General features: G+C 71.8%; 10 protein-coding genes. 2 read left to right on the plus strand and 8 right to left on the minus strand.

Annotated features, from left to right (window positions below):
• Window positions 1-115 precede the first annotated feature (115 nt).
• Window positions 116-1,663 carry an ABC transporter permease gene (locus DEI94_RS13690; protein ID WP_111026268.1) on the minus strand — a complete coding sequence of 516 codons (1,548 nt, stop codon included), beginning with the start codon at window positions 1,661-1,663 and terminating at the stop codon, window positions 116-118.
• A gap of 202 nt (window positions 1,664-1,865) precedes the next feature.
• Between DEI94_RS13690 and solA the strand changes: the two genes are divergently transcribed.
• On the plus strand, window positions 1,866-3,083 hold the full coding sequence (gene solA / locus DEI94_RS13695; RefSeq protein WP_111026269.1) for an N-methyl-L-tryptophan oxidase: 1,218 nt from the start codon (window positions 1,866-1,868) through the stop codon (window positions 3,081-3,083).
• Between the two features lie 72 nt (window positions 3,084-3,155).
• Here the strand turns inward: solA and DEI94_RS13700 are convergent, their stop codons facing one another.
• The 5 genes from DEI94_RS13700 to DEI94_RS13720 form a co-directional block, all read right to left on the minus strand.
• Window positions 3,156-6,197, minus strand: a complete 3,042-nt coding sequence (locus DEI94_RS13700) for an alpha-mannosidase (RefSeq protein WP_111026270.1) — start codon at window positions 6,195-6,197, stop codon at window positions 3,156-3,158.
• Between the two features lie 22 nt (window positions 6,198-6,219).
• Window positions 6,220-7,596: a glycoside hydrolase 5 family protein gene (locus DEI94_RS13705; protein WP_111026271.1), complete on the minus strand. Its 1,377-nt coding sequence runs from the start codon at window positions 7,594-7,596 to the stop codon at window positions 6,220-6,222.
• Window positions 7,596-8,417 (minus strand): carbohydrate ABC transporter permease, encoded by an 822-nt coding sequence (locus DEI94_RS13710; RefSeq protein ID WP_111026320.1) that lies wholly within the window; start codon window positions 8,415-8,417, stop codon window positions 7,596-7,598. The genes DEI94_RS13705 and DEI94_RS13710 overlap by 1 nt, the downstream gene beginning before the upstream one ends.
• 158 nt (window positions 8,418-8,575) lie before the next feature.
• A complete protein-coding gene (locus tag DEI94_RS13715) occupies window positions 8,576-9,454 on the minus strand; it encodes a carbohydrate ABC transporter permease (protein WP_111010462.1) in 879 nt (292 codons plus the stop codon).
• A gap of 28 nt (window positions 9,455-9,482) precedes the next feature.
• The gene (locus DEI94_RS13720) at window positions 9,483-10,796 is read right to left on the minus strand and encodes an ABC transporter substrate-binding protein (RefSeq protein ID WP_111026272.1); all 1,314 of its coding nucleotides are present in this window, start codon (window positions 10,794-10,796) and stop codon (window positions 9,483-9,485) included.
• Between the two features lie 215 nt (window positions 10,797-11,011).
• Here DEI94_RS13720 and DEI94_RS13725 point away from each other — a divergent pair, with 215 nt between their 5' ends.
• Window positions 11,012-12,085 (plus strand): LacI family DNA-binding transcriptional regulator, encoded by a 1,074-nt coding sequence (locus DEI94_RS13725; protein ID WP_258375152.1) that lies wholly within the window; start codon window positions 11,012-11,014, stop codon window positions 12,083-12,085.
• On the opposite strand, the gene DEI94_RS13730 is transcribed toward DEI94_RS13725, so the two are convergent.
• On the minus strand, window positions 12,036-15,197 hold the full coding sequence (locus tag DEI94_RS13730; protein WP_258377971.1) for a GH92 family glycosyl hydrolase: 3,162 nt from the start codon (window positions 15,195-15,197) through the stop codon (window positions 12,036-12,038). The two genes, DEI94_RS13725 and DEI94_RS13730, sit on opposite strands and share 50 nt — an antisense overlap.
• A 141-nt stretch (window positions 15,198-15,338) precedes the next feature.
• Window positions 15,339-15,635: a DUF4190 domain-containing protein gene (locus DEI94_RS13735; RefSeq protein WP_111013131.1), complete on the minus strand. Its 297-nt coding sequence runs from the start codon at window positions 15,633-15,635 to the stop codon at window positions 15,339-15,341.
• Window positions 15,636-16,158: the final 523 nt, after the last annotated feature.

Below are 16,158 nucleotides of genomic sequence, written 5' to 3' on the forward strand. Positions count from 1 at the left end.
GTGGTGGTCGGTGCCCCTGCCTCCGTGGTGTCGTCGGTCGTGGTGGTCATCGGGGCGCCTGCTTCCGTGGTGTCATCGGTCGTGGTGCTGATGGGCAGGGTGCGGCTGTCGGTCATCAGGCCACGCTCCGCAGCGCCGCCGCCGGACGCAGCCGGGAGGCCCGCCACCCGCCGAACACCCCGGACAGCAGTCCGCCGGTGATCGCCAGCCCGATCGCGACCACGATGATCTCGACCGTCACGGGGGCGTGGAGGACCACCTCCGTCGCCGAGGACGCAGCCCGACCGGCTGCGCTCGCCGCACCGTTCGCGGCGCCGGAACCGGCCGCCGCCGTCGCCGCGCTGCCGGGTCCTGCCCCGCCGGGGCCACCCGCGCTGGTGCTGCTGGAGGCGCTGGCGGAGATGGTGGGTGCGATGACGTTGATGACGAGGATGCCGACCAGGCCCGCGATGGCTCCGACGACGCCGCCGATGATGCCCTGGACGAACGACTCCCCGGCGACCTGCCGGGTGATGCGGCCGTTGGACCAGCCGATGGCCTTCAGGGTGCCGAACTCGCGGGTGCGGCGGCTCACGCCGGAGATCGTGAACAGGATGGCGATGAGGAACGCGGCGGCGAGGACCACGATCGACAGCCAGGTGCCGAGGTTCGACACGAGGCTCGACGCGGTCGAGAGGGACCCGGACACGCTCGATGCGAGGTCGGCCTCGGTGGAGACGGTCGCCTTGGTGAGCTTCTTCTCGAGCGCGGTCTTGATGCTGCTGACGTCCGAGGACGAGGTCGCCGAGACGTAGACCGAGGTCACCTTGCCGGTCTCACCGGACAGCTCCTGTGCGGTGTCGAGCGGGATGTACATGTCCGATGCGGTGCTCGAGGACGAACTCGTCGACGCGACGATGCCGACCACGGTGAACGTCGTGTCGCCGATGGTGATGGTGTCGCCGACGGTCTTCGACTCGGTCTTCGCGTACGTCGTGTCGAGCACGACGACGTCCTTCCCGGCGTCCGAAGCCCTGAGCGCCCGACCCTTCGTCACCTCGGCGCTCGTCAGGGGGCCGACCGTGGTGCTCGACGTCGCGATGCCCTCGACGGTGATCTGGTCGACGCTGAAGCTGCCGCCGCCGAAGCCGCCCGCGGGACCGCCGTCGGTCGACTGGCCCGAGCCCGAGGTGCCGGACCCCGTGGTGCCCGAGGACGACGAGCCCGAGGACGACGAGCCCGAGGTGCCCGACGACGACCCGGACGAGACCGAGCCCGAGAACGAGTTCTCGGTCAGCTGCAGCACGCCCGTGGCGGCAGCGACGCCCGAGGTGTTCGCGACCTTCGTCACCGTGCTCGCGGCCATCGTCGAGGTACCCCGCTGTACGGAGAGGGTCGACTGTGACAGGTTCGTCTTCCCGCTCGAGCCCGACGACGAGCCGGACCCCGAGCCGAAGTCGAAGCTCGGCGGTTTGCTCGACGACGCGGTCGCCGTCTTCGTCACGGTGATGTCGGTGCCGACGCCGTAGACCGACTCGAGCACGCTGGACTGCGCTGCCTTCACACCGCTCGAGATCGACGACACGATGATCACGAGTGCGATGGCCAACGCCATCCCGATCGCGATGATCACGGTCTGCTTCTTGCGGTTCGTGAGCTCGCGCCTCAGGTACGTCGTGAACATGGGGTCTCCTCGCCAGGGTCGGCTCCTGGTCTCCGGCTCGTGCGGTCGCACGGCGGGGCCGACTGCGGTGACGCTACGAACGGGTCCTCGCCGCCACCTCTCGGCCTCCCGGGTGACCTCGATGAGCCTCCAGTGACGTCGGTGAGAAACGACGGGGTCGGCTGGCGGATCTGCGGCATGATGCGTCTGCGATGATCACCGCATGGACGTCGGTCATCCCTCCACCTGTCGGTCGCGCGGGGCGACCGGGGGCTCCGGCGCCACGGACGCCGAGGTCCGCGTCCCGGGCACGGTCGTCGTCGGGCTCGGAGGCATCGGCTCGGCCGCCGCGTACCACCTCGCCGCACGGGGTGCGACGGTGCTCGGACTCGACCCGCGCCTCCCGGGTCACCGCGACGGTTCGTCGCACGGCCGGTCGCGCCTGGTGCGGCAGGCGTACGCCGAGGGCCCCGAGTACGTCGCGCTCACGACCGCCGCCTGGAGGCTGTGGCACGAACTCGAGCAGGCGTCCGGCACCCGTCTGCTGACCGAGAGCGGCGTGCTCGCCGTCGCTCCGATCGGGGGGGCCCTCGTGGCGGACACCCTCGCCGCGGCCCGCGCGCACGGACTCCCCGTCGAGCACCTCACGGCGACCGCGATCCGTGATCGGTTCCCGGCATTCCGCGTCGCCGACGGCTGGGAAGGCGTCCTCGAGCGGGAAGCGGGATTCGTCGACCCCGAGGCGACGGTCCGCACCCACCACCGACTCGCCCAGGAGCACGGCGCGGAGTTCCGCGCGGAACGCGTCGTCGACATCGCGTTCGGAGCGCACCCGCTCGTCCGCACCGACGTCGCCGCCTACCGCGCGGACCGGGTCGTGGTGGCGGCCGGACCATGGGCGCCCGAGCTGCTCGCCGCGACGGGCCTCCGGATCGTGGCCCGTCGCAAGGTGGTCGCGCACTTCGCGCCGACGGACCCCCGGGCTCTCGGGGCCGACGCCATGCCGGGCTTCTCCATCCAGCACGACGGGCACCTGTACTACGGGTTCCCGGACCACGACGGGCAGGGCGTCAAGATCGGCCGGCACGACGGTGGCGAGGACACGACCCCGGACACGATCGACCGCGTGGTCCGCCCCGACGAGGTCGCCGAACTCCGCGGTGTCCTCGAGCGGTTCCTGCCCGGGGCCGCGGGCGCGGACCTCGACGCGTACTCGTGCATGTACACGATGAGCAGCGACGAGGACTTCATCCTCGGCGCGCTCCCCGGGGCGCCGGCGTGCTTCGTCGCGACCGGCTGCTCCGGGCACGCGTTCAAGTTCGTGCCGGTGCTCGGCGAGGTGCTCGCGGACCTCGCGCTCGGCGTCCGGCCGCGGTACGACATCGGGTTCCTCTCGCCCGATCGCGCTGCGGCCCGGGCGAGCGCGGCCATCGACCGTTGACCGCGCCGCCCGACGTGGCCGCTCGCGGGCGGCGCGGTCGTCAGCCCCGGACCGCGCCGCCCGACACCGGCCTCAGCCCAGCGTGAACCGCAGCGTGCGGACCTCGAAGCCGCCGAGTGCGAGGTCGACCGTCGCGGGGTCGGTCGCCGCGACGGTGCTCGACGCGCCGGTGGTCGCCGCGTCGACGATCGGCTCCTCGAGCAGGGTGACCTCGGTGACGGCCGCGACGTCGGCCGCGACGGTCACGGTCCCGCGGGCACGACGACCCGCCGGCTCGTACACCCGGACGACGAGGTCGCCCGAGCGGTCGTCCGCGAGCTTGACGCTCGACAGCACGAGGTCGTCGGACACCGTCACGAGCGGGTCGAACCCGTGGTCGCCCGTCACGGTCCGGGCGTCGAGGTTGAGGAGCACGCCCTCCTCGGTCGCACCGGCCACCGACGTCCCGACGACGAGCCCGAAGCGGTGCGTCTGCACGCCCTGGTCCGTCTCGGGGTCGGGGAACCGCGGTGCACGGAGCAGCGACAGCCGGAGCGTCGTCGTGACGTCCCCGTCGACGGCGTCCCGGGTCATGTCGTACCCGTGGATCGAGTCGTTGACGAGCGCGACGCCGAAGCCCGGCTCCTCCGCGAGCACGTACCGGTGCATGGACGTCTCGAACTTCGCGGCCTCCCACGAGGTGTTGCTGTGGGTGACGCGCTTGTTCGCGCCGAACTGGGTCTCGGCGATCGTGTGCTCCGCGCGGACGTCGAGCGGGAACGCGACCTTGAGGAACTTCTCCGTCTCGTGCCAGTCGACGACCTGGGCGACCTCGAGCATGCGTGACCCCGGCGCCAGGGACAGCGTCTGCTCGATCGACGACTCCGAGAACGACCGGCGGACGACGATCCGGGCGACGCCGTCGGCACCGGTCGACACGGTCAGCTCGTCGACCCCGCGGATGTCCTCGACCCGGTTGCGGTAGTAGCGGTCGACGTCCCACGCGTCCCACATGTTCGGGAAGTCCTGGTGGAGCTGCAGCAGGTTCCCCGCCTGGCCGGGCGCGATCGCGTCCCGCCCGGACCCGAGGTCGACCGCGGAGGTCACGAGCCCCTCGGCGGAGACCGTGATGCGGACGAGGTCGTTCTCGAGCACGTGGGCGTCGCCGTCCTCCGTGATGGTGACGGGAGCGACCTGCGGCACGGAGGCCGCGACGACCGCCCCGAGCGCGGGCGCCCCGCCCCGGGCGAACGGCGCGGGGTTCACCAGGACGGGGGTGTCCCCCTCGCCGACGAGCGCGCGGACGGCCTGCGCGATGATCGCCACGAGGGCGTCGGCGACGCGCGCGTACTGCTCGACGGCCTCGCGGTGCACCCAGGCGATCGACGTGCCGGGCAGGATGTCGTGGAACTGCTGCAGGAGCACCTGCTGCCACAGGGCGTCGAGCTCGTCGTACGGGTAGGCGAACCCGGTGCGGGCCGCGGCGGTGGCGCACCACAGCTCGGCCTCGATGAGCAGGTGCTCCGCGCGGCGGTTCCCCTGCTTGGTCCCGTGCTGCGACGTCAGGGTCGCGCGGTGCAGCTCGAGGTAGAGCTCACCGACCCACACGGGCGGGTTCGCGAGCTCGCCGCGGGCACGCTCGAAGAACGCGTCCGGGTGCTCCCACGCGACCTGCGCGCTGCCCTCGAGGTCCGCCAGGCGCGCGGCCTTGCCGGTCATCTCGCGCGTGGTCCCGCCACCGCCGTCGCCCCACCCGACGGGCGCGATCGACCCGGACGCCAGGCGGTTCTCACGGAACTGCCGCGACGCCTTCGCGACCTCGGAGCCGGACAGCTGCGAGTTGTAGGTGTCCATGGACGGGAAGTGCGAGAACACGCGGGACCCGTCGATGCCCTCCCACAGGAACGTGTGGTGCGGGAACTTGTTCACCTGGTTCCACGAGATCTTCTGCGTGAAGAACCACTCGAACCCGGCGCGACGCATGAGCTGCGGCAGGGCCGGCGAGTACCCGAAGCTGTCCGGCAACCAGACGCCCTTCGGCCGGATCCCGAACTCGCGCTCGAAGAACCGCTGACCCTGCGAGAACTGCCGGACGATCGACTCGCCGGTCGGCATCACGGTGTCCGACTCGACCCACATGCCACCGAGGGGCAGGAACCGACCCGCTGCCACGGCCTCCTTGACGCGCGCGTACACCTCGGGGCGGTGCTCCTTGATCCAGGCGTACTGCTGCGCGCTCGACATGCCGTAGACGAAGTCGTCGGTCTGGTCGATGAGCTCCGTCATCGACGAGGTGGTCCGCGCCACCTTGCGGATCGTCTCGCGCACGGGCCAGAGCCATGCGGAGTCGATGTGGGCGTGCCCGACGGCGGAGATCCGGTGGGCCGAGGCCTCGGCCGGGGACGCGAGCACGTCGGCGAGCGCCGCTCGGGCGTCGGGCGCGGTCTCGGGGATGTGCTGCAGGTCGAGGGCGTCGAGGGCGTCGTCGAGTGCCTGCAGGATCCGCATCCGTCGCGGCCCCTGGGGCAGTTCGGCCTGGAGCTCGAGCAGCACCTCGATGTCGAGGGCGAGCTCGTGCACCTCGGCCTCGAACACGGTCAGGTCCATGCGGCGCGACGTGTACAACCGCCGTGACGACGACGTCTGGATGTCCCCTTCCTGCGTCGGGAGGAAGGGGTGGTAGTCGAGCAGCACGGGGTTCGACGCGCCCTCGAGGTACAGGTCGACGAGCTCGCCGCCCTCGGCCTGCTCAGTGACGAGGACCCACTGGTTGCGCGGGTTGATCGACTTCACCGGGCTGCCGTCCGGTCGGTAGACGAGGCCCTCGCACTGGAACCCCGGCATGTTCACGTCGAACCCGAGGTCGATGCGCGCCTCGACCCGACGTCCGGCCCACTGCTCGGGCACGGTCCCGGTGACGTGGAACCAGGTGGTCCCCCACGCGGCGCCCCACGACGTCCCGACCTCGTACGGCCGGTAGGCGAGCGCGAGGCCCTCGGCGGGGGTGATCGGCTCGCCGGGGAGCTCGTTCCACTCGACCGTCAGCGGGACCGCCGTCGCGTGCACGGCCGGCAGGATCCGTTCGTCGAGGACCCGGCGCGCTCGGCCGATGGTGAGGGGGATGTCGTCGTGCATCAGTGCCTTCCGGATGAGGTGGTCAGGGCATCGTGGCGGGGTGCGCCACCGCGGTGTGGACGGCGCGGGTGTCCGCCGGGACGTCGTGCAGCGTGCGGATGCCGCGTTCGGCCAGGAGTCCGGAGTCTCCCGCGCGCGAGCGCAGGACGACCTGCGGTCCGCGGCCGAGCGACTCGGCCAGCGCGACCCAGGCGAGCGAGAACCGTCCCCCGGGGGCGGCCGTCGCGCGGACGTCCGGGGCGCGACGGCCGTCGGGCAGGACGTCGTCGAGGACGAGCGCGTCCGCCGGCGGCGCGAGCCGCTCGAGTGCCGCGCCGGCACCGTCGCCGAACGCACGGGCGAGCTCGGCGAATCGCTCGCCGGTCGGCTTGCGGCGTCCGTCGTTCGTGAAGAGTCCGAGGTCGTACTCGAGCTCGGGGAAGTCGGCGAGCGACCGCGCGACGTCGTGCGAGCACCACCAGGTGATGCCGAACAGCTGCTGCACCTCGACGGCGTGCCGGATCGTGCCCTCGAGGAACGCTGGGGCGTCGTCGACCGGGACCACGTTCGTCGGGGCGCCGACCTCCTGGAGCCAGTTCGGTCGCTCCGCGGTCCGGTTCCAGGCCGCGGCGAGCTGGAGCAGGTACTCGCCGTGCCGGACGGATCCGGTGCCGAGCGGACCGTGCACGCGGGCGGCCCCGTTGAACACCCACGAGTGCGTGACGGTCATGTCGCCGTGCTCGGCCGCGTGCTCCGGACCGAACGGCTGCGCGTCGTCGTACCAGGCGGCGTCGTACTGCGCGACCGTGACGGACGGGGCGGCCGTGCGCCGGGCCTCCCGGCCGACGCCGGACGGGAGACCCGGAGCCGGGACCGCGTCCGGCACCGGTGCGCCGAGCCCGCGGCGCGCCGCCGCGACCATCGTCGCGAGCCAGTTCCCGGCCTCCCGGTCGGTGACCGCGTGCGGCGTGGGGTGCGGGGCGTGCGCGAACTGGTTCAGCTCGTTGCCGAGCGTGACGCCGAGCAGGTTCGGCCGGCCGGCGAGCGCCGCGGACAGCGCCTGCACGTAGTCGGCGGTCGACGCGACGACGTCCGGGTCGGTGAACACGTTCCGACGATGCCAGCTCTCGAGCCACGACGGCACGAAGTCGAAGCTCGACAGGTGCCCCTGCAGCGCGTCGACGTTGACGTCGAGCCCGAACGACGCGGCGATGTCCACGACCGTCGCGACGTCGTCGAGCGCCGACGCCCGGATGAGCGTCCGGTTCGGCTGCACGAGTGGCCAGAGCGGGAACACGCGGACGTGGTCGACGCCCAGGCCGGCGATCTGCTCGAGGTCACGCGCCACCGCGGACGGCGAGAAGTCGAGCCACGAGTGGAACCAACCCTCGGCGGGCGTGTAGTTGACGCCGAAGCGCATCAGCCCTTGACCCCGCCCTCTTCGACGCCCTTGAAGAAGAAGCGCTGGAGCACCGAGAAGATCACCGCGATCGGGATGAACGCGATCATCGTGCCCGCCGCGATGAGGCGCTGGTCGTTCGAGAACGTGCCCTGCAGGTACTGGAGTCCGACGGTCAGGGTCAGCTTGTCCGGCGTCTGCAGCACGATGAGCGGCCAGAGGAAGTCGTCCCACGCGCCGATGAACGAGAAGATCGCGATGACGGCGATCGTGCCCTGCACGGCGGGCAGCGCGATGAACCGGAGGCGCTGCCACGAGTTCGCGCCGTCCATCACGGCCGCCTGGTCGATCTCCTCGGGGATCTGCCGGAACGCGTTGTACATGAGCAGCACGTTGAGCGCGGCGATCATCCCCGGCAGGGCGACGCCGACGAGCGAGTCCGCGAGCCCGAGGTCCTTGATCGTGACGAACTGCGAGACGATCGTGACCTCACCGGGGAGCACGAGCGTCGCGAGGAACAGCCCGAGCACCACCTTCTTGCCCCGGAACTGCAGGCGGGCCACGGCGAACCCGGCGAGCGTGGCGAACACGACGTTGCCGACCACGTCGAGCGCGGCGACGACGAGCGAGTTCCCGATGTAGGTGAACACGGGGATCGCGTCGGCGACCTTGAGGTAGTTGAGGAACGTCGGCTGGCTCGGTACGAACTCCGGCGTCTGCGTGTAGATGTCCTCGCCCGCGCCCTTGAGCGAGGTCGACAGCTGCCACAGGAACGGCCCGATGGTGATGAACAGCACCACCACGAGCAGCACGTAGCGGAACACCTTCTCCTTCGTGCTCATGGTGCCGAAGGTGCGGCTCCGGCGGCGGCGCCCGTCCGGACCGACGCGCCGGGTCCGTCCCGTCCCTCCCGGTCGGGAGGCGCGGCTGCCGCCCGCAGCGTTCGCTGCGGTCCCGCGGTCTCCGGAGACGACCGGTTCGGACGTCGTCGTCGTGTTCGTCACTGCTCCGCCTTGTTGTTGATGCGTGCGAGGACCAGCATCGGCACGAGCGTGACGACGAAGAGCAGGATGCTCAGGGCCGACGCGTAGCCGAGGTTGCCGGTGAAGCCGCGGGCGTACTCCTGGATGAGGCTGACGAGTGACTCGTCCTGGCCGCCGGGGCCGCCCTTGCCGTTGGTGAGGACGTAGAGCTCCGAGAACACCCGCAGCGCCGAGACGCACACGAGGATCCCGACGAGCGTCATGGTGCCGCGGACGCCCGGCATGGTCACGCTCCAGAACCGGCGGACGGCGCCGGCCCCGTCGAGTGCCGCCGCCTCGTGCAGGTCCTTGCCGACGTTCCCGAGCGCCGCCAGGAAGATGATCATGTAGTAGCCGAGGCCCTTCCACACCGTCAGGCTGATCGCGCTGAAGAGCACGAGCCATCGGTCGGTGAGGAACGGGAGCGGCCCCTGGATGACGTGCAGGCTCTGGGCGACCTCGTTCACCACGCCGCGGTCGTCGAGGATCCAGGTCCAGATGAGCCCGACGACCACCGCCGACGCGATGACGGGCGTGTAGTACGCGGTCCGGAAGAACGCGATCCCGGGCAGGTTCTTCTCGACCAGGAGCGCGATGAGGAGCGGGAGGATCGTCAGCAGCGGCAGGCATATCGCCATGTAGACGACGCTGTTGAGCAGCGCCTGCCACACCTGGGGGTCGGCGAGCAGGGTGCTGAAGTTCTTCAGCCCCACCCACGCGCTCACCCCGCCGAGCGGGCTGGCGTTCGTGAACGACAGCCGCACGGTGTTGATCGACGGCCAGAAGCTGAACACGAGCAGCCACACCAGGGCCGGCGCGATCAGGATCCACGGCGTGTACCAACGGTTCGCTCGCATGGCGATCCTCCCTCTCCTGGTGGTGGCGTCAGCCGTTCGTGAGCAGGGTGTTCATCTTGGTCTGCGCGGTCTGCAGCGCCTTCATGCTCGTGGTCTGGCCCTTCATGGCGAGCGCGATCTGCTGGTCGAGGAACGTCGTCATGGAGTCGTTCGCCTCGACCGGCGTCAGGTTCTTCGCCGTCTTCAGTGCCGTGTTCGCGAGGACGCGGGCCTTGCCGTTCTCGGTGCCGTCGTCCTTCGAGAAGAACGGGTCCGACTGCGAGGACTTCGTCGACGGGAAGATGTTGACGAGCTTGGCGAAGGCCTTCTGGTTCGCGGCGTTCGTCATGAACTGGGCGAACGCGTTCGCGGTGGCGAGGTGCTTCGACTTCTGCGACACGCTGAGGCCCTGTACGTACAGCGGCGGGGTGTCGAGCGCCGGCGAGACGACGACGTCGTTCTTGAGCGACGGGTTGTTCGTCTCGAAGTCGCTGAGCGAGGACGCGCCACCCGTCGTCCAGGCCACCTTGCCCTGCGTGAACAGGGTCGAGTTGCCGAGGTAGTCGGAGTTGAGGACCGACGACGGCATGTAGCCGTTCTGGTACGCGGTGGCGTACTGGTCGATGAGCGACGCCGCCTTCTTCGTGGCGAACGTGAACTTCGTGCCGTCGCTGTTGAGCACCTTGACGCCGGCGAGGGTGAAGTCGCTCAGCGTGGGCTTGCGGCTCATCAGGTAGTCGTTCGGGCAGTGCTCGTGCATGGTCTTGGCCTGCGCGAAGAGCTGCTGCGTGGTCGCCGGCGGCTTCGACGAGTCGAGACCGCACTGGTCGAGCATCGACTTGTTCCAGAAGTCGACGTCCGTGTTGAGGTACCAGGGGTACCCGTACACGCCACCCTTCGTCTCCTTGTAGTCGTAGGCGTCGACCGAGCCCGCCGTGTAGGTGCTCCGCAGCGAGCTGTCGGCCTTGCTGACGTCCTCGAGGATCCCGCGCTTCGCCAGGGGCAGCGCGATGTCCGGGGGCAGGTTGACGACGTCCGGCAGGGTGTTCGACGACGCCTGGCTCAGGACCTTGTCGGAGTAGCCGTCGCCGGGCTGGTCGACGAGCTTGACGGTCGTGCCGGGGTGCTTCTTCTCGAACGCCGCGATCACGCCCTTGAGGTACCCCGTGAACTTGGGCGTCAGCGCCCAGGTCTGGAGCGTGATCGTGCCGGTGACGTCGCCGCCGGCGCTGCTGCCGCCGCTGTTGCTGCCCGCGGAGCAGCCGGTCAGGACGAGCGCGGCCGCCGCGGCGGTCGCCAGGCCTGCGGCGAACGTCGCTCGCCTCCGGCCGGAGGTGGGTGCTGTGGTGGTACGACGTGACATTGCGTGGACTCCCTTGTTCGCCGCAGCAACTGAAGCGGTTCAGATCCGCCATCAGTCGCGGCATCGCTACCGCTGTTGCAGGTGAGCATGAAGGACTAAAGCGCTATAGTCAAGCCGCGGCGTGTCCCCGGTCGTGCGCCGCGGCGACACCCGGTGGTCACTCGCCGGGCGCGGTGCCATTCGCCAACGGGCGCGGGTGCCGCCATGATGAGCGCGTGGACGACGAGGGGGCCGGTGCAGCGACGATGCCGCAACCGAAACGGGTGACGATCGCCGAGATCGCAGCACGGGCCGGCGTGTCCACGGGAGCGGTCTCGTTCGCGCTGAACGACCGGCCGGGTGTCTCGGCGGCCACCCGGTCGCGCATCCTCGAGGTCGCCCGTGAGCTCAACTGGCGTCCCCACTCGGCCGCGCGGGCCCTCGGCGGCGCCCGCGCCGGCACCATCGGGTTCGTGCTCAACCGGCCCGCGCGCACGCTCGGGACGGAGTCGTTCTTCGGCGACCTCATCTCCGGGATCCAGCTCGGCCTCGCCGGGACCCACGTCGGGATGAACCTCCTCGTCGCGCGTGACGTCGACGAGGAGCTCGAGACGTACCGCGAGTGGTGGAGCGGGCACCGCGTGGACGGCGTCGTGCTCATCGACCCGCGAGCCGACGACCCCCGCCTCGCGTTGCTCGCCGAACTCGGCCTGCCCGCCGTCGTCGTCGGCTCGCATCCGTCGCCGCCGGGCACCTGGCCCACCGTGTGGATCGACGACTCGGACGCTGCGGACACCGTGTTCGGGTACCTGCACGCGCTCGGCCACACCCGCATCGCGCACGTCGCCGGGCCACCGCAGTTCGAGCACACGGCCATGCGCGCCGCGGCGCTGCAGCGATTCGCTCGGGAGGCCCGGCTCGAGTCCGCCGAGTCGTTCACCACCGACTACTCGTCGGACGCCGGCGCCGCGATCACCCGGACCCTGCTCGTCGGCCCGCGCCGCCCCACGGCGATCGTCTACGACAACGACGTGCTCGCCGTCGCCGGGCTCGGAGTCGCCGCCGAGATGGGGGTCGCCGTCCCCGACGACCTGTCGATCGCGTCGTTCGACGACTCCGCCATGGCGCGGCTCGTCCGGCCCGCGCTCACGACCCTGACCCGCGACACCGTCGAGCTCGGCGAGCGTGCGGCCCGACTGCTGCTCGAGCAGGTCGAGGCCGGGACCCCGCTGACGTCGCGCCCCGGCCCCGCCCTGACGCTCAGCGTCCGGGAGTCGACCGCGAGGCCGCGACGACCTCGAGCTGGGTGAGCCCGACCGGCCGCGACGCCGTGAACCGGATCGCACCGCGCTCGACCCCGCCCGCGATCCGGAACACCCGGGTCTGCGCGGCCCAGGCGAACTCCTCGCCGACCCGCTCGTCCGCCGTGGCGACCCGGCCGACCGCGTCGACCCACGCCACCGTCCACCCGTACGTCCCCGGCTCGGCCACCGTGACGGTGTACAGCGACGCGGCCGCGACGGACACCGGCACCTCGACGTGTTCCCCCGCGGCGAGCCGCACGACGCTCCGCCCGGTGTCGTCGGTGACCGGCGACGCGCCGACCGGCAGGACGTCCGCGGGCGTGTCCGCGAAGCCGTGGAGCTCGGACGCCGACACCGGGCGCGACCCGGCGGCCCACCCGAGCGGCTCGTCCGACAGCGTGAACACCACGTGCGCGCCGCGGGCGATCACCGCGTGCGGGATCGACACCGACTCCCACGGTGCACCGTCGACGGTGACGGACGCCACGTACGGGCCGCGGCACGGCCCCGCGACCTCGACGACCGTGGTCGCGTCGCCCAGGTGCAGCTCGGTCCGTCGGACGGTCGGCGGGACGAGCACGTAGGTCCCGGTCGCGGGCGCGAGCGGGTACAGCCCGATCGTGACGAACACGTACCAGGCGCTCATCTCGCCGTTGTCCTCGTCGCCCGGGTACCCCTGGCCGAGGTCCGATCCGACGAACAGGCGCGTGACGCACTCGCGGAGCGTCGCGTGCGCGTCGTCGTGTCGGCCGGCCCACATCGGTGCGAACGGGATGTGGTGCGCCGGCTGGTTCGACAGACCGAGCATCCCCATGCGGACGTCCCGCGCCTCGGTCATCTCGTGGATCGCGAACCCGTACGAGCCGGAACGGTCCGTCGCACCGGTCTCCCGGGCGGCGCGGAACCGGGCCATCGCGGCGAGGAGCCCCTCCGGCCCGCCGTGCAGGGCCATGACACCGGCCCCGTCGTGCGGGGCGGTGACCATCGTGCCCCACGCGTTCGTCTCGGTGTAGTCCGTCCCCCACTCCGCCGGGTCGAACGCCTCGCCCTCGACCCGCCAGTCCCCGTCGGGACGACGGCCGACGAAGAACCCGAGCCCCGGGTGGAACACGTTCCGGTACTGCAGGGACCGCCGGGCGAACCACTCGGCCTCGGCGTCGAGTCGTTCCGCCTCCGACGAACCGGGCACGGCGCGGTCGGCGAGCAGCCGCGCCATGACCGCGAGCCCCCAGTCGTTGATCGCCGCGTCGAGGGTCCACGACATCCCCTCGTGCGTGTCGGTGTCGACGTACCCGCGGAACGCGCCCGGGAGGATCCCCTTGCGTCCCACACGCGGGTCCGGTGACGACACGGTCGCGTTGCGCACCGCGCTCCGGTACGCCGTCGCGAGGTCGAACCCCGGGACGCCCTTGGCCGCGAGGTCCGCGAACACGGTGTCACTCGTCGTGCCGGTCATGACGTCCTCGGCACCGGGGGCGCTCCAGCGGGGCGTCCAGCCGCCGTCGCGGTGGTGCTGCACGAAGCCCTCGGCGAGCGCCCCGGTCCGCTCGGGTGCGAGGAGCGCGAGCAGCGGCCACGCCGTGCGGTAGGTGTCCCAGAACCCGTTCGTCGTCGTGAACGGCCCCGACCCGACCTCGGGCCCGGGCTCGTCGCGGACGGGGGTGTCGAGGACCGCGCCGTAGGGCGAGCGGTAGCGGGGCTCGCCGGTCAGCGCGGTCTCCCCGGCGGTGTTCGGGTACAGGAACAGCCGGTACAGGCCCGAGTAGAGCGACACGAGCTGGTCCTCGGAGGCGCCCTCGAACGACATCGTGGCGAGCGCCGCCGACCACCGCCGCTCGGCCTCGGCGCACATGGCGTCGACGTCGCCCGCAGCGCGCCGGTTCGCGGCCGCGTCCTCCGCCGACACCGTCGAGATCCCGATGAGCACGTCGACCGGTGCCGTAGCGTCGACGACGAACCAGCCGCCGAGCCGGCCGTCCTCGACCGTCGTCCGGTCCGCGACCACGCCGTGGACGCGGAGGTGCACGTGGTGCGGCGGTGTCTGCGGCCGGTCGTCGAGGAGCGCGTCGACGACCCCGACGCCGTCCTCGACCCACACGGACGCCGAACGGACGACGCCGTGGTGGTCGAGCACGACCGAGGCGCGCTCCCCCGGGAAGGTGAACCGGAACCCGAGCGCGAACTCCCCCGCCGTCATCTCCGCGGTCACCCCGCCGTCGAACGCGACCCGGTAGCGGTGCGGGCCCGCGATCTCGTCCGCGCGGTCGAACGTCAGCGCGCGGGCCGCGCGGTCGGTGTCCGGCTCGACGAGCGGGCTCGGCATGACCTGGAACACCCCGCGGTCACCCATCCACGGCGAGGGGATGTGGGACGTGGCGAACGCCTGGAGCGCCGGCCGGCCGTTGCCGTCGACGTGCTCGTGGTACGCGTACGGCCAGCGAGGATCGGACGCGTCGGTCATGGGCAGCCCGAACACGCCGCCGTGCGGGACCGCCACGAGCGGCGCCGTGTTCCCGCGCGAGAACCGCGACGAGGCGTGCGTCCCCCGGGTCGTCACGACGTGGTCGAGCGGCCGGGAGGCCCGGGGCGGCGCCGTCTCGATCCGCACGTCGTCGAGCCAGCCCCGTAGTGGTGCCGCCGCGCCGTCGGCGGCGACCCGGTCGGCGCGGCCGAGCCACGCCTCCAGACGGTCCACCGTGCGCCCGGCGAACGGCGTCAGGTCGACGGTCCGGCGGTTCCACTGGTCCACCCAGAGCATGCGCGCGTCGTCCTGCGCCTCCGGCGTCATCGGGACCGCGTACTGGTCGCGCGCCGACGCGGAGGCACGGCTGCCGTCCGTGAACACGACGTCGAGCGCGAACGCGGTCGCGTCCCAGAACCCGTCGAGGTCGGCCTCGGTCGGCTCGGCGCGACCGGCCGGCAGCACCCGCTCCGGGAACCACACCCACGTGAGCCGGGCGCCCGCGGCCACCGGCCGCTCGGCCACGAACGGGACCTCGGCGACCGCCTGGTCGGGGCCGTGTCGCTCCACCAGGTACGCCTCGGCGGAGGAGAACCCGACCCCGTTCCGCGCCGCCACCGCCGTCGTCGGACCGCTGCTCCGCACCAGTGCTCGCATCGGGCCAGCCTACGAGCCCGGGCACGGCCCGTCCGCGGCCACCGCCGACCACCATCCCCGCGAGCGACGTGACGATGCGGAACGTCTGCTCGCGGAGCGGTGACCGGCGCCGTGTCATGGGAGTGAGGCTCCGACGCGGGGTCAGTGGTTGACGAAGAAGAAGTAGTGCTGCAGGCCGAAGACGAGCGCGAGGATGCCCCACACGACGCCGATGACGCCGAGGACGATGCCCGCGATCGCCTGGCCGTGACCGCGCTCCCCCTTGGCCGGCGAGCGACGCAGGCCGACGACGCCGAGGACCAGGGCGACGAGGCTGAGGACGCCCCAGAAGCTGATGACGAGGCCGACGATGCCGATGACGAGTGCGGAGATGGCGACGCCGTTGCGCCGTCCGGAGTCTGCGGTGCCGTACCGCTCGGGCTGGGTGTTGGTGACCATGGGATCGGGCTCCTCGGTGTCGTGGTCGGTCAGATGACCTGAGGAAAGCACCGGTTGGAGCGCAGCGTTCCTGGTTCTCAGCGAACGGGGTACAGCGAGGGGGACTTCGCCAGCCAACGGGGGACGTTCCGACCGGCGCGAGCACCACGGCGTCACCGTCACGTGCGGGGGTGGTGCGCGTGCCCGAACAGACACCGACTGACCAGGACGAGTCCGTGCTCGCGATCCGCGAGGGCCGCCACGGCGGACCGGGGACTCCAAGCCCGTGCAGGACGCGACGGCCTCGACTCCGAAGGCGGTGACGGCCCTCTGCGCCGCCGCTCCGTGGTACACAACGGGGTCCCTCGGTGCCGGCGGGACCTCCGTGCTGTCGGTCTCGGCGATCACCGCGCACCGCACCTGACCCGCAGCGATTGGGGCGATCGAGATCGGGGACGGCCCCGGCCACCCCTGACGGACACGGGCCCGGGCGGTCGGCTCCTCGCCGGCCGCCCGGGCCCGTGCTCGCGCGGATCAGCGTCGC

It is taken from the genome of Curtobacterium sp. MCBD17_040, from assembly GCF_003234805.2.
Classification (GTDB): Bacteria; Actinomycetota; Actinomycetes; order Actinomycetales; family Microbacteriaceae; genus Curtobacterium.

Excerpts from the sequence above, each read along its gene's own strand:
- DEI94_RS13705 (WP_111026271.1), bottom strand. The coding sequence starts at position 7,596 with ATGCGCTTCGGCGTCAACTACACGCCCGCCGAGGGTTGGTTCCACTCG.
- solA (WP_111026269.1), top strand. The coding sequence starts at position 1,866 with ATGGACGTCGGTCATCCCTCCACCTGTCGGTCGCGCGGGGCGACCGGG.
- DEI94_RS13720 (WP_111026272.1), bottom strand. The coding sequence starts at position 10,796 with ATGTCACGTCGTACCACCACAGCACCCACCTCCGGCCGGAGGCGAGCG.
- DEI94_RS13735 (WP_111013131.1), bottom strand. The coding sequence starts at position 15,635 with ATGGTCACCAACACCCAGCCCGAGCGGTACGGCACCGCAGACTCCGGA.
- DEI94_RS13700 (WP_111026270.1), bottom strand. The coding sequence starts at position 6,197 with ATGCACGACGACATCCCCCTCACCATCGGCCGAGCGCGCCGGGTCCTC.
- DEI94_RS13730 (WP_258377971.1), bottom strand. The coding sequence starts at position 15,197 with ATGCGAGCACTGGTGCGGAGCAGCGGTCCGACGACGGCGGTGGCGGCG.
- DEI94_RS13690 (WP_111026268.1), bottom strand. The coding sequence starts at position 1,663 with ATGTTCACGACGTACCTGAGGCGCGAGCTCACGAACCGCAAGAAGCAG.
- DEI94_RS13710 (WP_111026320.1), bottom strand. The coding sequence starts at position 8,417 with ATGAGCACGAAGGAGAAGGTGTTCCGCTACGTGCTGCTCGTGGTGGTG.
- DEI94_RS13715 (WP_111010462.1), bottom strand. The coding sequence starts at position 9,454 with ATGCGAGCGAACCGTTGGTACACGCCGTGGATCCTGATCGCGCCGGCC.